Source organism: Mesorhizobium sp. M8A.F.Ca.ET.161.01.1.1, assembly GCF_004792105.1.
GTDB lineage: Bacteria > Pseudomonadota > Alphaproteobacteria > Rhizobiales > Rhizobiaceae > Mesorhizobium.
This window is the reverse complement of record NZ_SRTD01000017.1, coordinates 1-14,218: the sequence shown is the minus strand read 5'-3', so window position 1 is coordinate 14,218 and position 14,218 is coordinate 1. Positions and strand designations below refer to the sequence as shown.

General features: G+C 60.9%; 16 protein-coding genes and 1 pseudogene. 11 read left to right on the top strand and 6 right to left on the bottom strand.

Features of this window, described 5'->3' with window-relative positions; genetic code table 11:
- The first annotated feature begins 23 nt into the window (after positions 1–23).
- Together EN804_RS28460 and EN804_RS28455 are read left to right on the top strand one after the other, a co-directional pair.
- Complete coding sequence (locus EN804_RS28460) at positions 24–743, top strand: LuxR family transcriptional regulator (RefSeq protein WP_126057768.1); 720 nt, start codon at positions 24–26, stop codon at positions 741–743.
- Between the two features lie 92 nt (positions 744–835).
- Entirely contained in the window at positions 836–1,468 is a 633-nt protein-coding gene (locus EN804_RS28455; RefSeq protein WP_126057769.1) for an acyl-homoserine-lactone synthase, read from the top strand.
- Between the two features lie 366 nt (positions 1,469–1,834).
- Here the strand turns inward: EN804_RS28455 and EN804_RS38210 are convergent, their stop codons facing one another.
- Positions 1,835–2,083 (bottom strand): DUF6074 family protein, encoded by a 249-nt coding sequence (locus tag EN804_RS38210; RefSeq protein ID WP_063169245.1) that lies wholly within the window; start codon positions 2,081–2,083, stop codon positions 1,835–1,837.
- A 599-nt stretch (positions 2,084–2,682) separates the two neighbouring features.
- Here EN804_RS38210 and EN804_RS28445 point away from each other — a divergent pair.
- The 3 genes from EN804_RS28445 to EN804_RS28440 all read left to right on the top strand — a co-directional run bounded on the left by EN804_RS28445 (position 2,683) and on the right by EN804_RS28440 (position 3,700).
- Entirely contained in the window at positions 2,683–3,153 is a 471-nt protein-coding gene (locus tag EN804_RS28445; protein ID WP_245454734.1) for a hypothetical protein, read from the top strand.
- Entirely contained in the window at positions 3,146–3,280 is a 135-nt protein-coding gene (locus tag EN804_RS38725; RefSeq protein ID WP_256754986.1) for a hypothetical protein, read from the top strand. Before EN804_RS28445 ends, EN804_RS38725 begins: the two co-directional genes overlap by 8 nt.
- Positions 3,281–3,454: 174 nt before the next feature.
- Positions 3,455–3,700 carry a hypothetical protein gene (locus EN804_RS28440; protein ID WP_063169243.1) on the top strand — a complete coding sequence of 82 codons (246 nt, stop codon included), beginning with the start codon at positions 3,455–3,457 and terminating at the stop codon, positions 3,698–3,700.
- Positions 3,701–3,889: 189 nt separating this feature from the next.
- Here the strand turns inward: EN804_RS28440 and EN804_RS28435 are convergent, their stop codons facing one another.
- Complete coding sequence (locus EN804_RS28435; protein WP_024505560.1) at positions 3,890–4,279, bottom strand: hypothetical protein; 390 nt, start codon at positions 4,277–4,279, stop codon at positions 3,890–3,892.
- Between the two features lie 707 nt (positions 4,280–4,986).
- Here EN804_RS28435 and EN804_RS28430 point away from each other — a divergent pair.
- Positions 4,987–6,186 (top strand): cation:dicarboxylase symporter family transporter, encoded by a 1,200-nt coding sequence (locus EN804_RS28430; protein ID WP_306462679.1) that lies wholly within the window; start codon positions 4,987–4,989, stop codon positions 6,184–6,186.
- Positions 6,187–6,192: 6 nt separating this feature from the next.
- Here the strand turns inward: EN804_RS28430 and EN804_RS38205 are convergent, their stop codons facing one another.
- Positions 6,193–6,762, bottom strand: a complete 570-nt coding sequence (locus tag EN804_RS38205; RefSeq protein ID WP_245454735.1) for a hypothetical protein — start codon at positions 6,760–6,762, stop codon at positions 6,193–6,195.
- Positions 6,763–7,373: 611 nt separating this feature from the next.
- Between EN804_RS38205 and EN804_RS28420 the strand changes: the two genes are divergently transcribed.
- The gene (locus EN804_RS28420) at positions 7,374–8,375 is read left to right on the top strand and encodes a zincin-like metallopeptidase domain-containing protein (RefSeq protein WP_126059319.1); all 1,002 of its coding nucleotides are present in this window, start codon (positions 7,374–7,376) and stop codon (positions 8,373–8,375) included.
- A gap of 157 nt (positions 8,376–8,532) precedes the next feature.
- On the opposite strand, the gene groL is transcribed toward EN804_RS28420, so the two are convergent.
- The 3 genes and pseudogenes from groL to EN804_RS28405 all read right to left on the bottom strand — a co-directional run bounded on the left by groL (position 8,533) and on the right by EN804_RS28405 (position 10,957).
- Positions 8,533–10,188: a chaperonin GroEL gene (gene groL / locus EN804_RS28415; protein WP_126057772.1), complete on the bottom strand. Its 1,656-nt coding sequence runs from the start codon at positions 10,186–10,188 to the stop codon at positions 8,533–8,535.
- Positions 10,189–10,253: 65 nt separating this feature from the next.
- Positions 10,254–10,547 (bottom strand): annotated as a pseudogene (groES, locus tag EN804_RS28410) (co-chaperone GroES); the annotation flags it as partial.
- 62 nt (positions 10,548–10,609) lie between these two features.
- Positions 10,610–10,957 carry a hypothetical protein gene (locus EN804_RS28405; RefSeq protein WP_063169239.1) on the bottom strand — a complete coding sequence of 116 codons (348 nt, stop codon included), beginning with the start codon at positions 10,955–10,957 and terminating at the stop codon, positions 10,610–10,612.
- A gap of 1,010 nt (positions 10,958–11,967) precedes the next feature.
- Between EN804_RS28405 and EN804_RS28400 the strand changes: the two genes are divergently transcribed.
- The 4 genes from EN804_RS28400 (at position 11,968) to EN804_RS28385 (ending at position 13,958) form a co-directional block, all read left to right on the top strand.
- On the top strand, positions 11,968–12,291 hold the full coding sequence (locus tag EN804_RS28400; protein WP_024505644.1) for a DUF736 domain-containing protein: 324 nt from the start codon (positions 11,968–11,970) through the stop codon (positions 12,289–12,291).
- Between the two features lie 181 nt (positions 12,292–12,472).
- Positions 12,473–12,742 carry a helix-turn-helix domain-containing protein gene (locus tag EN804_RS28395; RefSeq protein ID WP_024505645.1) on the top strand — a complete coding sequence of 90 codons (270 nt, stop codon included), beginning with the start codon at positions 12,473–12,475 and terminating at the stop codon, positions 12,740–12,742.
- On the top strand, positions 12,739–13,287 hold the full coding sequence (locus EN804_RS28390) for a S26 family signal peptidase (RefSeq protein ID WP_024505646.1): 549 nt from the start codon (positions 12,739–12,741) through the stop codon (positions 13,285–13,287). The genes EN804_RS28395 and EN804_RS28390 overlap by 4 nt, the downstream gene beginning before the upstream one ends.
- Positions 13,275–13,958, top strand: a complete 684-nt coding sequence (locus EN804_RS28385; protein ID WP_024505647.1) for a lytic transglycosylase domain-containing protein — start codon at positions 13,275–13,277, stop codon at positions 13,956–13,958. The genes EN804_RS28390 and EN804_RS28385 overlap by 13 nt, the downstream gene beginning before the upstream one ends.
- Positions 13,959–14,218 lie beyond the last annotated feature (260 nt).

Sequence of the window (14,218 nt, the reverse complement as noted above, 5' to 3'; positions counted from 1 at the left end):
TCCGCGAGGTACGCTAAGCGCAGATGCATCGCGTATTTGAAACCTTGGTCGAGCAACTCTCTGCAAGCGTCGATGCCGTCGATCTCCATGAGGCAATGGCGTCCGCCGCAGCCGGGTTCGACTTTCCGCTCTTCGCTTATTTCACCTACCCATCCGCTTCCGGCGACAGGCCGCGATTGATCTCGAATTATCCATCATCATGGACATCACATTACCTGCAACAGCGCTACCACAGCGTGGATCCCGTGATCCTGCGGGGACTGCGGGGCTGGGATACCTTCGACTGGGGTGTGGACCGCGATCACCGTTATTTGCCGACCTCTCAGCAGGAAGTCCTGGAAAAAGCAGCTGAGTTCGGCATTCGCGGCGGACTGACCATGTCGATGCATGATCATCGCGGCCGGTTCGCCGCACTGACCTTCGCCTCCAACGAGGCGCATCCGCCATTTCTGAGGTCGCTGACGCGCTACGAAAAAGCAATGCAACTGGTTGCGATCAACGTTCATATCCATGCCCGGCGCAGGCTCGCCGAAGATTGCGTGGTAGATGGCATAACGCTCACCCGGCGGGAGTTCGAGTGCCTGAAATGGGCGGCGTGCGGCAAGTCGGCCTGGGATATCAGCCAGATTCTCGGTGTCTCGAAACGCACCGTGACCTTCCATCAGGAAAACGCCAAGGCGAAGCTTGGCGTGCGAACCATCAACCAGGCCGTAGTGCGGATGGCTGCTCGGGCGAGATCCTGATCCTCTCCAAGTCTAGCTGTAAAGGTCTACAGGCTGCATTCATGACGGCTTTGCCCTTCGATTGCGTGGACACATCCCGCACGGAGACGACAATGATGCAGCTGATAACACCCGACTGCTACGCCGAGTTTGCGAGCGAACTCAAGGAAATGCACGGACTTAGGTATCGGGTTTTCAAGAAGCGGCTCGATTGGGAAGTGCAGACCGAAGGCGAAATGGAAACGGACCCGTTTGACAGCCTGAACCCCGTCTACCTGCTTCTCAAGGGGTCCGATTGGCGAACTTGCGGCTGCGTCCGCCTTTTGCCGACCACCGGACCGACAATGTTGCGCGATACGTTTCCGACGCTGCTGGATGAGATGGTGGTCCCTGCGAGTGCCGATATCTGGGAGAGTAGTCGTTTCGCGCTCGATCTCCCTGCGACAGCGCCGAAGGCAGCTGGCGGCCTGGCCCAAGCAACCTACGAGCTCTTCGCGGGGATCATCGAATTCGGCTTGGCCAACAATCTCTCCGGGATCGTAACGGTGACAGATACGCGCATCGAAAGGATCCTTCGTCTCGCCACCTGGCCGTTGTCACGTATCGGACAGCCCAAGCAGGTCGGCAACACCGAGGCAGTCGCCGGCTTCCTCGATATTTCCTACGCCAGTCTCTTGCGCATCCGCTGGAGGGGACGCCTCAACGGGCCGGTGTTGTGGCAACCAGTTCTCATCCAATCGGCATAGCGCCTGCGGATGCTCAGCCGTGACTTGAGTTAAGTCTGCTCACGGCCGCCACCGCCGCCGTGAGGGTGAGCGGACCCGCCCCCACGAGCTTTCGACTGTTCCGGTCGATTGGCTCGCGCGGCCGGACTTTGGATTTCCGTAGGCGCAACCCGCAGTCCAGCGTGAGCACGCCAAAATGGCGCCCCTCCGCTTCGTCCAAAGAAGCCAACGTGGCTTCTGAGGTCGTCTTAGAATATTGGACCGGCCGCCGTGAGCGATCGCAACCTCAAACCTTTGCCGGTATGCCGGTTTGGCCGGACCGTCGGCCAGTCGGAGCAGTCCCCTGATAAGGACCCGAGCTGACGCGCGGTCCAACAGCGCCCGAGCCTATGCTTTGTGCATTACCGTTCGGTTGGCCATGTCGTCCAAGACCGCATGAAGAAGGCTTCCAACCTCCTGCGCAGCGAGCTCTGGCGCAATTCCTACATCGGACAATTGAATGAGCATTTTCTTGGCAGCACAGCGCCAGAACGCACTCGCCGCCTCGCCGTTCTTGGTCTCGAGGGCCTGGGCGATACTTTCGACCAATATACGTCGCCGATGCAGCGGAAATACGCAAATGTTTGATTCATGCATCAATCACCTCACAGATTCAGTTCCACAAAGAAAAACACCGGCGTCTTCAAAAGAGCCCCGCTAGCGCGGTGACGGTTCGCGGCGACATGACGAGTTCCACTTCCCCATCGACAAGCTATTGGGAGATGAGCCGCCGGACCGCATATCCGGGACCGCACATAAGGTGAACCACCATTGCTCATCCGGCTGCATTTTCCTGGGCCGTTCGACGAGGCGTTCCAGCCGAATTGACGTCCAATGACTTGATCTCTGAAAGGGCAGGGCGGTACGAATCACCCGATTGTTCCGCTGCTTACATTCCTGCGAGCTTGTGTATGAACGATTAAAGCGTGCCCGAGCCGTTCTTGGTGGCCGCCGCAGAAGGGAATCATGTCATCCGCTGCCTATCGTAGGCGGCGCGACTTCTAGCATGACTGCACTGCCCCGACAGGGCTTTGCAATCGCGCGTTTCGAAGCCTATGCTTTGGCATCGGCCGGCATTTACTTCGGTGCAGCCGACAGTAAGACGTACGCGCTCTTGCCCCGTTGGAAGAGAGCCTTGCCCGATCCCTCTTTCGCGACCAGGTGCTGAAGCCCTCACCCCGCAGGACTTCGCGCTTTTGCGACCATCGCTGCATCACGTCGAACCGGGCATCAAGGACCAGTTGGAGGTCGCGCATCAGCCGATCAAGAACGTATATTTTCCCGAGAGGGGCATCGCGTCGGTGGTCGCCACCATGACCGGCGGGCGGCAAGGTGAAGTCGGCATTGTCGGCTATGACGGGATGAAAGGAATTGCCGTCATTCTCGGAAAGGAAAGCACTACCTGGCGCCTGCCGGTTGAAAACCTTCGCCCTGCGATTAGCCCGTCGCTTCGCACCTCAGTGCTGGATTATGCCCACGCGTTCCTCGTCCAATCATGCCGGACGGCACTGGTCAATGGCCACTCCAAGATCGAAGAACGGCTGGCCCGCTGGCAGCTGATGGTCCACGACCGTGCGGAAGGAGATAAGATCCTCCCGACGCATGAATTTCTGGCGACCATGCTCGCGCCCACCGCCCGGGGTCACCACGGCCCTGCAAATGCTTGAGTATCGAGGACTGGTGCACGCCAAGCGCGGCGAGATCACGATCATCGACCGTGCCGGATTGATAAAGCTCACACATGGCGCTTATGACAAGGAGGAGCAGCGTTATTTCGGCCTGGCCGCTGCCTGAAGCATGTCGGTTGAAACGGGTTCAGCCGACGTCTCCTTGCCCCTCACCAGGTCGCCCAAAAGCATCAGCGGTTTTGAACGAATCGCAGCTATTGTCCGCAATCGGACATAGGCTTGAAGGCGGTCGAATTCGTGCCATAAGTCGGGTTGGTCAGGGTTCAGGGAGGAATTCGTCATGACCAATTCGTTTCACACCGTCACCGTCGAAAAAGCCGCAGAAGCCTATGTCCTTTCCAGGGGAAGGGTCCGCTTTCTCTCCATGGCGCAGGCGATCCGCGCCATCCGAACACTAATGCCGGCATGCAAGGCCACCGACCGCGAGTTGGAGGAACTGTTGGCGGCCGCTTCCTTCGTTCATGGCGTGCCCGTCGCCTTCGACACAAAAACAGCCGATGGTGTAGAACCACGGCTGCATTCCTAAGAGGGCATGCCGCGCCATGCAGACTGTCAGAGGGCATTCGTCAGATGGTAGTCCGCTAACTTAACTGCAGAGTCTAAAGGACGTGTTCCAGCATTGCGAACTCACCGATCGCTTTGTTGCCAAAGCTGCCAGCAAGCGATCGCCTCATCCAGCCGTTTGCACCATCTCATCACAGACATCATCGCGATGCTACCTGTCCAGCATATGTCCAGCATTTCGCAAGGCGGCCAGAAGGAGCCTCGCATAGCCTGTGACATCGATCTGGGCCTGCATCGAAAGGGGCATGCTGGTCCAGTTCTCCAACGGTGCAATGAAAGGTGAGAAGGTGCCATTGACTAGGCAACAACAGCTAACAAGGCCCTCTCGGTCCAATGCCACCACACCGATCTTGTCGCCTGGATATCCAATGGCTGCGACTCGCTGGACCTCCAGGTCACCGTCCACCCGCACGTCAAAAAGAAGGCTACCACGGCTCCTCGTGGCTATCTCAGCCGCCTTCTCATCAAAGCTTGAAGAGAGCAAGCGGACGCTTTCCACCGCCATCTGGAAAATCACCAAATCCAGTTCATTCACGGCCATATGGGCATTTCCGCGCAACGGGTGGTGATTGCAATGACACATACTGCTTGTTCACAGATGTCGGTCACGAACGATCATTCGTCGGGTTCCGGTTCCGACCAACGGTGTCGCCACCTGATCGTGCTGCGGTTCGAACCTTCCGAACGCGAGCCGAGCGCGCTATGAGGTTGGAGTCTAGGTCTCGGACCCTGCCTCGCGGCCTTCTCATCTTTGGCAGACCCGTTGCAACGCCGCCGCGATGGCGCAAACGCCAGATGACGCTGATCCATCGCTTGATCGTGAACTGAGCTTCTGAACACCATTGGGACAGCAGGGTGGAAGGGCTTGACCAACGCTGCCCCCGTTTTCCAAGAGGACCCGTCCTCGATTGAATCTTTCGAGCCCCGTGCGGCGCGCAGCCAAATGATGACGATCTGGACTCAGCTCGCAGACCGCAAGGCAAAGAGGGAACCTTCCAGGCAGCCAAGCTGCTCGACGCAAAGAGCGGCCTTTGGAGTTCCCAAGAATCGACCCTTCCATAGTTGCGACAGGCAACCACTGCACGAGTGTGGGAGAGCGAATCGCAAGCATTGCGTGAGGTCCTGCGCGTTTTCCCCTCTTTGCTATTTGGCACATCGTTTGCGCCGAAGTGGGCGCAGCGTTCGACCGGAGCACTGCATGGGAGAGGGAGGAGCCCCACCCCGATCCGGTCAAGGAGAGAGACGGTGTTGGTTCCAAGAGTTCCCCGCGCGATCGCAGCGCCCCGCAAGCGCCATTTTGCCCGGACCTACGTGCAGGTACTTGCCGCCATAATCCTGGGTGCCGCAATCGGCTATTTCCATTTGGAGACCGGCCACAGCCTGAAGCCGCTCGGCGATGCCTTCGTCGATGTCGTCAAGATAATCACCGTACCTGTCATCTTCCTGACAATGGCGACCGGCATTGCCGGCATGAGCGATCTGCAGAAGGTCGGCCGAGTTGCCGCCAAGGCGATGGTCTATTTTCTCACCTTTTCGACGCTCGCTTTTGTTGTCGGGCTGATTGTCGCGAATATCGTTCAGCCTGGCGCCGGCCTCAACATCGATCCGGCCTCGCTCGATGTCCAAGCCGTTAAGGGCTATGTGGCCACGGCTCACGAGCAGTCCGTGACCAGCTTCCTGATGAACATCATCCCGTCAACGATTGCCAATGCCTTCGCGGAAGGCGACATCCTGCAAGTCTTGTTCCTCTCGGTCCTGTTCGGCGCGGTCTGCCGCTACAACGGCCGCTCGCTCTTCTCTCTCGTCCGATACATCAAGGACGAGCTGCTGCTCGCAATGTCCTCCTCAGAGGCCGCGCTGGCCTCGCTCATGGAGAAGATGGAAAGGGCCGGCGCCACGCATTCGGTCGTGGGTCTCATTCCATTCAATCTGGACGGCACGAATATGATGCTCGCCGCCCTTTTCATCGCCCAAGCGACGAAAACTGATCTCCCGATCGGCTGCCGGATCCTCATGCTGTTTGTCGCATTGTTCCCTTCGAACGGAACAACCCGCATTACCGGTGCAGGCCTCGTCACAATGGCTGCAACGCTCTTTCTTGTTCCGGCCGCACCGGTCACCTCCGTGGGGCTTATTCTTGGCGTCGATCAGCTTATGTCCGAATGCCACGCGCTGACGGTTTTTCTCCGCAGCGTAGCGGCAACGCTGGCTGTCACCCGGTCCGGGGCGAGCGGGATAAACGACGATTCGGGGAGCGCCTCACTAGCGGACCGTTCAGCGCTCCGGCGGTGGACGGTCAAGTCGCCCGGCGTGGTGAACACAATTCCCCGTGCGAACGACGCTCAGCTATTGGGGTGGACCCGATGGCGCAAAGCCGTATTTGAGAAACCGCCAGATCGCACCGGCACCTGTGCGCCTGTAGCAACTGCGGGGCACGATCAAAACTGACCCATTTTACACCAAAAAGGCGGCCGTTGCTGCCACGCCGTCCATGGATTGGAGACTCATGTCTAAGCCGACTGCCATCACTGTCGCAGCTCTTCTTTTACTCCTCGCCTTGCTGGCGAGCCAATATAGCGCGAACCTGCACCGGCAGGCGTGGTCGACCGACAGGCAAAAGTGGAGCGGCGCATTCGACAACGATCTCCTTCGCCAATCGCCGGCAACCCGCAAGGCGATGCCGTTCTGGTCATATTCAATGACTACCACAACTGTCCGCATTGCAGACTGGCTGATATCAACTACCAAAAAGCCTTCAAGCATGAACCCAATCTGAAGCTTGTGATCAAACAGTTCCCGGTCCTGGGACCGGATTCCCAATTCCCAGCCTTCGCCGCACTCGCCTCGAGAAAACAGGGAAAGTTCGACGAATTCCACCGCGCCCTTATGATTTCCCCCAGTTGAAGGGTCACTCTCAAGATCGCAGCGCGTGTAGGCCTTGACGTTGAGCAGCTCAAGCGGGAATGCAAGATCCGGCCATCGCAGATGAAATGCGCGGTCCGCGCACTCGCGAAAGGTCTGCACTTAGACGGTACGCCCGCGTTGGTGGTCGGCGATATAGTGGTCGCCGACCTTGTGGACATGGCCAGCTTGCAACGCTTGCATCGCCGATGCGCGCTCAAAGCGTGCTGGCTCTCGTGCGGGGCAGCATCTGTAGACCGGCCACGCTGTTGTTGCCGGAGCGTGCCGTTTGTGGCAGCTGGCTTTGCTGTCGCTCCTCGTAATCTTGTTGCGGTCATCCAGCTGCCGTGGGCGCCAACAACAATCCTGAGCGCCCGCGCCTGAAGTCGCTGGCCGGGTGCTCGTGAACCGAGCCCGCTTTTCTTCGGCAAGCTCAGGCGGTCTTGGCCCTGCGGCATCGCCCCCTGGCGCGGGGCAGCCTTCGGCTGCTGACGGTCGCCGGCCTGTCGGCCGGCGTCTTTCTATTGTGGCCTTCCCCCTGGCGCAGGGTGGGCAGCACTCCCTTCTAGGCCCGCCGCGGCGTCCCGCAACCCTTCGCTTGTCGCTTTCGGGTCCTCCACTCCGTTCCGGTCCTGCTGATGCAGTCCGCCTCCGACGGCGGGCCTTTCCGGTCGCTTTTGCCGCCCACCCCGCTTCCGGGGAGGGCGCGCGATTGTAGAGCGGAGGACATCACGATGCGTGCAAACAACAAACGTTGCGGCAGCCGACAGGCTGGCGCAGACAGTGGCGGGCGCACCGGCGCCAGCCTTTATCAGGAAATCACCGACCGCATCATTGCCGAACTGGAGCGCGGCACCGTGCCATGGGTCAAGCCGTGGGGCAGGGCAAGGACAGGCCTCGGCCTGCCGCGGAATGCGGCCACCCAGCGCCGATATTCCGGCATCAATATCCTGATCCTGTGGGGCGCGGTCATCGAGCGCGGTTTCCCCAGCCAGAACTGGCTCACCTTCCGGCAGGCGCTTTCGCTTGGCGGCAATGTCAGGAAGGGCGAGCACGGCACCACCATCGTTCACGCTGACCGCTTTGTTCCCAAGAACGAAAAGCAACGCGCCGACACCGATGGCGACGAACCGCAGGCGGTGCCCTTCCTGAAGCGCTTCACCGTCTTCGATGTCGCGCAGTGCGATAATCTGCCCGAACATCTTTACGCCGCCGGCGAGCCTCTGCCTGAGCGCGAGATGGTCCCGCAGGCCGAGGCGCTCATTCATGCAACCGGCGCTGATTTTCGCATCGGCGGCGAGCGCGCCTTCTACATGCCCGGCAGCGACACCATACAGGTGCCGCCGCAGCCGGCTTTCTTCCACCAGATCGACTATTACCGGACCTGCTTTCACGAGCTTGGACACTGGACCGGCCACCCGAGGCGACTCGCGCGCGACCTGTCCGGCTCCTTCGGGTCCAACACCTATGCGCGCGAGGAACTGGTCGCCGAAATCGCATCAGCCTTCATCTGCAGCAGTCTCGGCATCGAGCCGAGCGTGCGCCATGCCGACTACATCGGCTCATGGCTGACGGTTTTGCGCGAGGACAACCGCGCCATCTTCCGCGCCGCAAGCCATGCCTCGAAAGCCGCCGATTTCCTGCTTGGCCGCAATGTCGATGTCGAAGGCGAGGCACATGCCGAAACCGCCTATGGGAGCGCGCAATCCTCACACGCGACCGCCTTGCGCCTCTGATGACGCAAAGCCGCGCGCAACCAACTCGACAGTTCTTTTGAGGTTGCCCTAACGCCGATGGCCGGCGTTGGCGTCGATCGTTCATCGGACCGAGGTTCGCAAAAAAAGAGGGCGGCATTGATGCCGCCCTCTCGTTGCGAAAGCTGCCAGAGCTGGATTAGAAATCCATGCCGCCCATGCCGCCCATGCCGCCGCCGCCCATGCCGCCAGGCATGCCGCCGCCAGCCGACTCCTTCTTCGGAGCCTCCGCGATCATGGCTTCGGTGGTGACCAGCAGGCCGGCGACCGAGGCCGCGTCCTGAAGAGCCGTACGGACAACCTTGACCGGATCGACGATACCCATGGCGATCATGTCGCCATACTCGCCGGTCTGGGCGTTGTAGCCGAAGGTCGCGCCCTTGTTCTCAAGGATCTTGCCGGCAACGATCGATGCTTCCGCACCGGCGTTGGCCGCGATCTGGCGGGCCGGAGCCTGAAGCGCACGACGCACGATGTTGATGCCGGCGGCCTGGTCGGCATTGACGCCGGTGGCCTTGATGTTGGCCGAAGCGCGCAGCAGCGCGACGCCACCACCAGCAACGATGCCTTCTTCGACGGCCGCGCGGGTCGCGTTGAGGGCGTCATCGACGCGGTCCTTCTTTTCCTTGACTTCGACTTCCGTCGCACCGCCGACGCGGATCACCGCAACGCCGCCGGCGAGCTTCGCCAGACGTTCCTGCAGCTTCTCCTTGTCGTAGTCCGAAGTGGTCTCTTCGATCTGCTGCTTGATCTGGGCAACGCGGCCCTGGATCTCGGCCTTCTTGCCGGCGCCGTCGACGATGGTGGTGTTCTCCTTGGAGATCGACACCTTCTTGGCGCGGCCGAGCATGTTGAGGCCGACGTTCTCGAGCTTGATGCCGAGGTCTTCCGAGATGACCTGGCCACCGGTGAGGATGGCGATGTCTTCCAGCATGGCCTTGCGGCGATCACCGAAGCCCGGCGCCTTGACGGCGGCGATCTTCAGGCCGCCACGCAGCTTGTTGACGACCAGCGTGGCCAGAGCCTCGCCTTCGACGTCTTCCGAGATGATGAGCAGCGGCTTCGAGGTCTGCACGACGGCTTCGAGAACCGGCAGCATGGCCTGGAGGTTGGACAGCTTCTTCTCGTGCAGGAGGATGTAGACGTCCTCGAGCTCGGCAACCATCTTGTCGGCGTTGGTGACGAAGTAGGGCGAGAGGTAGCCGCGGTCGAACTGCATGCCTTCGACGACTTCGAGTTCGGTCTCGGCGGTCTTGGCTTCCTCAACCGTGATGACGCCTTCGTTGCCGACCTTCTGCATCGCTTCGGCGATCATCTTGCCGACCGAAGCATCGCCGTTGCCGGCGATGGTGCCGACCTGGGCAACCTCTTCGGAGGTCTTGATCTTCTTGGCGTTCTTGATCAGGGTCGCAACGACGTCGGTTACCGCGAGGTCGATGCCGCGCTTCAGGTCCATCGGGTTCATGCCGGCGGCAACGGCCTTGTGGCCTTCCTGGACGATCGACTGCGCCAGAACGGTCGCGGTCGTGGTGCCGTCGCCAGCGATGTCGTTGGTCTTCGAAGCAACTTCGCGGACCATCTGCGCGCCCATGTTTTCGAACTTGTCCTCAAGCTCGATTTCCTTGGCGACGGTGACGCCGTCCTTGGTGATGCGCGGGGCGCCGAACGACTTGTCGATGACCACGTTGCGGCCCTTGGGGCCGAGCGTGACCTTCACCGCGTCAGCGAGGATGTTGACACCGCGCAGCATGCGCTCGCGGGCATCGCGGGAGAATTTTACGTCTTTGGCAGCCATTTTTAGCTCCTGGCAGGGGCTTCAATCGAGCCCGGGAATTCAGTTGACGAAAGGGCCTGATATGAGCCGATGATGCCCATGATGTCGGATTCCTTCATGATCAGAAGGTCTTCGCCATTGAGCTTGACTTCCGTGCCCGACCACTTGCTGAACAGGATGCGGTCGCCGGCCTTGACGTCCAGCGGGACCAGCTTGCCAGCTTCGTCACGAGCGCCGAAGCCGACAGCGATGATCTCGCCTTCCTGCGGCTTTTCCTTTGCCGTGTCGGGGATGATGATCCCGCCAGCGGTCTTGGATTCGGATTCGACCCGGCGAACGACCACGCGGTCATGCAGCGGGCGGAACTTCGACTTTGCCATTTTCGGATTTTTCCCTGGTGCGCTGTTGAGGGGTTTTTGTTAGCACTCGCGATGGACGAGTGCTAACGCGATAGTGAGGTAGGCTGTAAGCGGGCACTCGTCAAGACGGACGAGGGCAGGCGAGGAGCTCTGGCCCCCTCCCCGGTGGAACCCAACGCATACGCGGCATCCGCGTTGATGGCTGCGAGCCCCACATTTCCATTGAATTCGGCGTCATGACGCCAACTTGCTCGCGCCGCTTCCAAGTCGTCAGTCGTGCTGCCGTCAGCACGAACATAGGGCTGCGCTTCACTTCCCGTCGAAGCCGCGGCAAGCAGCGTCGCCGTCAGCACGCTCCTTTGCAGATGCTTGCCAAAGGTGGACAGTGAGCGCACCTGCGCCGGGCTGTTGGTGCGAACGTAAGACGTCATTGACAACTCCTTTTTGCAAGTCGAGCCCCTTCTCCACCTTCGGCCGCCGTCGACGCGAAGAAGTCCGCATCGCGTTGAAGACGAGCTGCGAAAAAGAGAAAGATGTGTTTGATGGCTGCGGCCCCAACGGTGCCTTCAGATTTGAGATCACTTCCGCCGCGAGCGGCTGAAGCTCCTCGCAACGTCAAATCGAATCTGCTGCCAAGCCTCCAGGAAAGGAGAGCATTGCTCATCTCGCGCTTGTGCATGCAGTCAACCTTCGATCCGTGTTGCCACATCAAGAGCAAATGCCGTGCCAAAGCTCACTGGGAAGTGAACGCATGGCTCTCCCTGAAAACCTCACAAATCCAGCATGGTCAATTGTGCGGAACCCGACATGCGTCTTCTGCCACTGTCAGCTTTCGGACAGGCATGACGCGTTTCGCGCCGACCACCGGTCGATCGGTTTTGGGGCCGGTCTGTTCGCCTCATAAGAGCGCGTTACATTGCGTAGCGGTTTCCCGAGCGCCGCCACATGACACTGGACCTGCAGGTAGCACCGGCTTCTCATCCAGCCTTACTTTGGCCCCCTCGCGTATCAAATTCCCGCTGGCGAGCCCTGCTTTCATAGATCGCACCATGCCGGATGTCTGCTCTGGCGCCCGACCCGCTGGCACGATCTCGATCCGGCATAAGGGCGCAGCATCTTTGCAGGCCGTTTCATCCCGGCGTCCTGCTTGGCTGACAGACCGCACTTGGCGAGCGGTCTCCATGCTCTCTCCAAGGACCATCCCTGCGGCTGGCTTGTCGACCTATGGGCGGGTCCGGCCGCCCGAAACCCTCGCGCCATCAGCTTTTTTCCCCGCCGCCTGCGGCGGCTTCCTCGCGCCGCTTCGCTCACAAAAAAGCTGCCCGCTCGGGTCCTTCACTGTCGCTGCGGCCCTGTCGGATTCAGGCGGTCCTGACGCGCCCATTACGGTGCGCCATCGCAGGGGATGGTCCCCGGCGAAACCACAAAAGGAGACTTCGAAATGACCGCGATCGGTTACGTCAACAAGCAGGAAAACGGCGCCTACAAGGGCCAGTTCAAGACGCTCAGCGTCCGCGCCGACATCGATATCGTCCCCAACCAGGCCAAGAGCGCCGATAACCATCCCGACTTCCGGGTGCTTACGCAAGGGGTCGAAGTCGGCGCTGGCTGGATCCGCACCGGCGAGACTTCCGGCAAGGATTATGTGAGCCTGTCGATTGCAGCGCCGGAGTTCGGACCGCGCAAGCTCTACGCCAATCTCGGCCGAGCCGCCGGCCAGGACGATCACGACACCTACGCCATCATCTGGAACCCGGCCGACTGACCGGCCGAGATAAGAGCCTCGCGCCGCAGCCCCGGCGCGGGGCTCATTCCCAGGAGTTCCACCCAAACCCCGTCCGCCCTAAAGGGCGGCGAAAACTCTCCCCCGACTCTTCGCCCGTCCCCGAGACGATCTCCCTCGCCCATCCTCGCCCTCGCTTGTCCGAAGCGAAACGAGGATCATCATGGACGACGAAAACGAACGCGCGGCCCGCGCGAAAAAGGGCAGCCCGTTTCTCAGCACAGCCCAAGCCGCCTTCTATATCGGGCTCTCCCAGCGCACGCTCGAAAAGATGCGGCTCAAGGGCGGCGGCCCGAAATTCCGCAAGCACGGCCGCTATGTCCGCTATCACATCGACGAACTCGACCATTGGTCGAAAGGACACCCGCAGCACTCCATCGCCGGCGATGGCAAGGCCGGTTCCGGCCAGGGCGGCACGGGAGGCCGTTCATGAGGCGGCGCCCTTCCATCCATCTGATCGGCAGCCGCCTGAGGCGTGTTCGAGCCCGTAAGACGGTCGCCTTGGCCGCGGCCGGTCTCGGTCTTTTGGGCTTCACGGCGCTGGGAAAGCCCGCCCCTTGGCTGGTCTGGAACGCCTCGGCCAGCGCGCCGATCGGCCTTTACCGCATCGCTGCGGGAGCGCTGGCGCGTGGCGATCTCGTGCTCGTGCGCCCGCCTGAATACGCGGCGTATCTCGCCGCCGAGCGCAGCTATCTGCCTCGCAATGTGCCGCTGGCAAAACGTCTTGCAGCGCTGCCGGACGATAATGTCTGCGCCTTCAATGACGCCATCATCATCGGCGGCGACATCGTCGCGCGCCGGCTCAAAATCGACGCCGAAGGCCGACCTTTGCCATGGTGGAACGGCTGCCGAGCGCTCGGGGATAACGAGGTTTTCCTGCTCGGCAGCGACAAAAACCGCTCCTTCGACAGCCGCTATTTCGGGCCTGTTCCCACTCAAAATGTCATCGGGAGGCTCGTACCACTATGGACCGAGTGACCCTCCTCTTGTTGGGCATGATCGCCATTGCGCCATGCGCCTGTTCCGCCTCGACCGGCGCTGAGCCGGTCGCCATCTCCCAAAGTCCGCAGCTGCGAAAGTGGCAGACGTTGGTATCGGAAGCAAGCCGGCGCTTCCATATTCCCCAAGCCTGGATCTATGCCGTCATGGCTGCCGAAAGCGGCGGCAAGACAATGCGCGGCGGCCGCCCCATCACCTCCCCCGCTGGCGCCATGGGCCTCATGCAGGTGATGCCCGGCACCTATGAAGAGATGCGGGTCGAACACGGCCTTGGGCCTAACCCCCACGATCCGCGCGACAATATCCTGGCCGGCACGGCCTATCTCAGTGCCATGTATGACCGCTTCGGATTTCCTGGCCTGTTTGGCGCCTACAATGCCGGTCCCGAGCGCTACGACGAGCATTTGAAGCGTGGCAAACCGCTGCCAGAAGAGACCGTCGAGTACCTCGACCAACTCAAGGCGGCCGGAGTTTCGGCGGCCGACATCGAGGCGTTCGAAAGCCAATCTGTCGCTCCAAAGGCGCAAATCGCTCCTCTCGGACGGTCGCTGTTCTTCATTCATGACGGTGTTCACTCAGGCGTGCGAAACGGCGATCTCTTCGTGCCGCTCGGCAAGGACGGCGCGCAGCCGAAGGAGCCGGTGCGTTAGCCATGGCGGACGGGGGCGCGTCTGGCGGGGCTGGGCGCGGAAGGCAAGATAAAGGTACCGCCTCCAGGAGGCGGTTAAATCTTTGTCTGCACATCGTTTTTCCGGGAGGCTGCCGCCGGTGCCAAGAGGGTTTGACGTGTAAGTGTCTGATTTTGCTTGATATGTCTGGGAGGCTCGCATTAAGGATGACGAGTTCAGGCCGAAGCTCGGCAAAATCGGGTCGCGCGGCTCGAAGGCCGGCAAACGCTATGCCGGCCAGG

What these genes read in the sequence shown, in the direction of transcription:
- EN804_RS28460 (WP_126057768.1), top strand. Translation starts at nt 24, where the DNA reads ATGCATCGCGTATTTGAAACCTTGGTCGAGCAACTCTCTGCAAGCGTC.
- EN804_RS28455 (WP_126057769.1), top strand. Translation starts at nt 836, where the DNA reads ATGATGCAGCTGATAACACCCGACTGCTACGCCGAGTTTGCGAGCGAA.
- EN804_RS38210 (WP_063169245.1), bottom strand. Translation starts at nt 2,083, where the DNA reads ATGCATGAATCAAACATTTGCGTATTTCCGCTGCATCGGCGACGTATA.
- EN804_RS38725 (WP_256754986.1), top strand. Translation starts at nt 3,146, where the DNA reads ATGCTTGAGTATCGAGGACTGGTGCACGCCAAGCGCGGCGAGATCACG.
- EN804_RS28440 (WP_063169243.1), top strand. Translation starts at nt 3,455, where the DNA reads ATGACCAATTCGTTTCACACCGTCACCGTCGAAAAAGCCGCAGAAGCC.
- EN804_RS28435 (WP_024505560.1), bottom strand. Translation starts at nt 4,279, where the DNA reads ATGGCCGTGAATGAACTGGATTTGGTGATTTTCCAGATGGCGGTGGAA.
- EN804_RS28420 (WP_126059319.1), top strand. Translation starts at nt 7,374, where the DNA reads ATGCGTGCAAACAACAAACGTTGCGGCAGCCGACAGGCTGGCGCAGAC.
- groL (WP_126057772.1), bottom strand. Translation starts at nt 10,188, where the DNA reads ATGGCTGCCAAAGACGTAAAATTCTCCCGCGATGCCCGCGAGCGCATG.
- EN804_RS28405 (WP_063169239.1), bottom strand. Translation starts at nt 10,957, where the DNA reads ATGACGTCTTACGTTCGCACCAACAGCCCGGCGCAGGTGCGCTCACTG.
- EN804_RS28400 (WP_024505644.1), top strand. Translation starts at nt 11,968, where the DNA reads ATGACCGCGATCGGTTACGTCAACAAGCAGGAAAACGGCGCCTACAAG.
- EN804_RS28395 (WP_024505645.1), top strand. Translation starts at nt 12,473, where the DNA reads ATGGACGACGAAAACGAACGCGCGGCCCGCGCGAAAAAGGGCAGCCCG.
- EN804_RS28390 (WP_024505646.1), top strand. Translation starts at nt 12,739, where the DNA reads ATGAGGCGGCGCCCTTCCATCCATCTGATCGGCAGCCGCCTGAGGCGT.
- EN804_RS28385 (WP_024505647.1), top strand. Translation starts at nt 13,275, where the DNA reads ATGGACCGAGTGACCCTCCTCTTGTTGGGCATGATCGCCATTGCGCCA.